We start from the raw sequence: 2614 nt of genomic DNA, 5'->3' as shown, positions 1-2614 counted from the left end.
TGATCGACTTTTTATTTATTCTTTAAAGAAGAATTGAAAATCAAAAGACTTTTTGGTCATCTGACTGTCATTTATGATTAGGATTGTCTAAAATAAAGATACTAATGTTAAAAGGAGTATGAACGATGGCAAGTCCACAAACACAAAGCGCCACGGGGGATTTCATTCAATCTCAACTTGGTATTAAGGTTAATTATCTTAATGACCTTAGTTCAGCAATTGATCAACATCAAGATCGTAAGGTCTATCAACTATTAAATCAAAGTCGGTTTGATCACGAAGTATTAGGAAAAGAGTTAACACCTAATCATCCTAGTACGGTCGACTTAGTTGATAATTTGCATGATGAATTAAGCAATTTCTTAAGCACCAACTTAATTGATTATTTAGGTAAAGCTTATCCGTTTTTCTATTACCAAGAATATACCAAGGGACACTTTCGTATTTTCTTTGGTAACTGGTGGGATCGCCGTGAATTTGGTGAGTTAGATGTTGTAAATGTTAAATTTGATTTTGACGAAGAAGAATACACTAAGCTGGCTCAAGCGGTTGATTTAGCTAGAGAAAATAAACGTTATAACAGTGAAAAAATTAATGAATTATCGGAAGAAAATGAGCATTTACAAGCCCTCTTAGATTCAGAAGAAGAACGGGAGAGTAAGCGGGCTCAATTGGAAGATGATTTGCGGGAGGCTAGTTCCCGTTCAGGAATTTTTGAATCTAAGGAAAGTCGCGAAAGTCGCGAAGCAATTGTTCAACAAATTAGTCAATTAGATGAGGAACAACAAGCTACTCATAATGCTTTAGACAACATTAAACGTAACGAAAAAATTATTTTGGATTTATCCAAAGAAAATACGATTTTAAGTTACGAACAAAAGAGTATTAATGACGTTTTTGGCTCCTTTAATGATTTTGAAAAGGCTAACGACCAGTTGTATGTAGCATATTTGAATCATCTGGCAAAGACGAAAGTAGGTGAAAACCATGAGTAATCAAACACCGAAAAGTTCGCTAGCCTTAATGAAACAATTAAGCCATTCGATCAAGCAAGGACTAGCAACTGGTGAACGCTATGTTGAATTACTAAATGTTTTGGCTAATGATCAGGATCCGGCGGTACTATTGGATGCAACTAAGGATTTAACCAAACTTGATTTAACTAGTGACTATGTGAAGTTACCAGAACATTATAATTTTGCGGATTACTATTTAATCTTTATTGATCGTCTATTAGGCCTTTTAAAAGCGCAAAATACTCGTTTACAAGGGGATCATAATGATCTGAGAATGCAAATTGCGGAGTTGGGCGAAGATGTTGCCTTTAAGTTTGAGCGGCGGATTGAGACCAATGAAGTATGTTTTGCTGATCAAGAATATCATTTAGCTCTGTTCTCATTAGATTTAGAACATCGGGTATTGGGATTTAATAGTCAAGCCTTGGTGGATTTCTTTGTCGCTAATCATAGCTATCAAACGGCTAATGACTTGCAAACTGCCGTGGCACCACTAATCAATTTGGCTAAGTTTGTACAAAATGAACTCAATTTTACGATTGATTTGGGAATCCTTGATACCGACAATCAATTTGGCTATTATCTAAATCGGCCTGATCTACATACGACCGTCATCGATAAATTATTTGTGGCAACGGCGGATACAGGTTATTTCTTAATGAACTTACCGGAAAGTAATGGGGCCGAATTGGAATTAGAGAATCAAGTTAAATTACAAATTAAATTTGATCCACAGCTGGAAGAACCGCAATGGTACTTTATGGTCCAAGATCAAGCCAGCCGAGTTTCTTTCTTCGACTTATTGTTAAGCTCCGATTTGATTCAAAAATGGTATTTGGATAATCGTGACGATTTAGCGGTTCGACCATCCAATCTAAGTGGTTTAAAGTAAAATGTTAGATATTACTAAATTGTTACAGTCGTCAATTAGTTTTGATCGTCAAATGACGGAGCAAAAAGATATTTTGCTAGGTCCGGAGGCACGGCAGATTAATGCGATGACGACCTTAGATATTGAGTTAGGCAAACTATATCAATTAAGTCATTGGAATGAAGTATGGCATGATCAAGAGACCGAAAATTTGACTGAACTAACCCGTCAGTTTGTCAGAGTGATTTTCTGGTTATTATTATTTAGTGCGCAAAAACAATGGACCCACTTAGTTGTGATGACTCCAGCCGATTATGAACATATCAAACAACTCCCGCCACAAAGTAAAGTTGCCGACCAAGATAAGCTTTACCTTTCTATTAAAAATTTCCTTTATGGCGCATATTTTGAACATCGTCAAGCTGATTTTAAGCATGCTTGGCATTTACTTTTAAAATTGGGGTTAGTTGATCTTAAACTAGATGATCAGAAGATAATGACAAGCTTTGCTGAGTGGCAAGCAGCTTTGTTAAAAAAATAATCGATAAAAAATGTTCCTAGGTAATTCTTTGAGTTCCTAGGAACTATTTTTTTGGGGGCGACAAAAAGCGAAAAAATATTTAAAAATTGGCCAAAACAATAATTTTTAGCGTAATTATATTTGTCAGGTATTTTAAAGTTGAGTAATAAAAAAGTCAGCTGACAACAGGCCAACTGACTTTTTTCA

3 protein-coding genes are annotated in these 2614 nt (G+C 35.5%); all 3 read left to right on the top strand.

The genetic code is table 11. From position 1 onward, the window contains the following. Positions 1-125 precede the first annotated feature (125 nt). Genes PS3_RS03875 through PS3_RS03865 form a run of 3 tightly spaced genes read left to right on the top strand, consistent with a single transcriptional unit; the run spans position 126 to position 2428 of the window. Positions 126-995, top strand: coding sequence for a hypothetical protein (locus tag PS3_RS03875; RefSeq protein ID WP_040468051.1), 870 nt, complete (start codon positions 126-128; stop codon positions 993-995). Further along, positions 988-1908 carry a hypothetical protein gene (locus tag PS3_RS03870; RefSeq protein WP_040468050.1) on the top strand — a complete coding sequence of 307 codons (921 nt, stop codon included), beginning with the start codon at positions 988-990 and terminating at the stop codon, positions 1906-1908. The genes PS3_RS03875 and PS3_RS03870 overlap by 8 nt, the downstream gene beginning before the upstream one ends. Position 1909: 1 nt before the next feature. Continuing rightward, entirely contained in the window at positions 1910-2428 is a 519-nt protein-coding gene (locus PS3_RS03865; RefSeq protein ID WP_007122127.1) for a hypothetical protein, read from the top strand. Positions 2429-2614 lie beyond the last annotated feature (186 nt).

It is taken from the genome of Limosilactobacillus gastricus PS3, from assembly GCF_000247775.1.
In the GTDB taxonomy this organism is placed as follows: Bacteria; Bacillota; Bacilli; order Lactobacillales; family Lactobacillaceae; genus Limosilactobacillus; species Limosilactobacillus gastricus_A.
This window is presented reverse-complemented; position numbering and strand designations above follow the sequence as displayed.

Bases quoted from the DNA above. Each gene is read 5' to 3' on its own strand.
- PS3_RS03875 (WP_040468051.1), top strand. From the start codon at position 126: ATGGCAAGTCCACAAACACAAAGCGCCACGGGGGATTTCATTCAATCT.
- PS3_RS03870 (WP_040468050.1), top strand. From the start codon at position 988: ATGAGTAATCAAACACCGAAAAGTTCGCTAGCCTTAATGAAACAATTA.
- PS3_RS03865 (WP_007122127.1), top strand. From the start codon at position 1,910: ATGTTAGATATTACTAAATTGTTACAGTCGTCAATTAGTTTTGATCGT.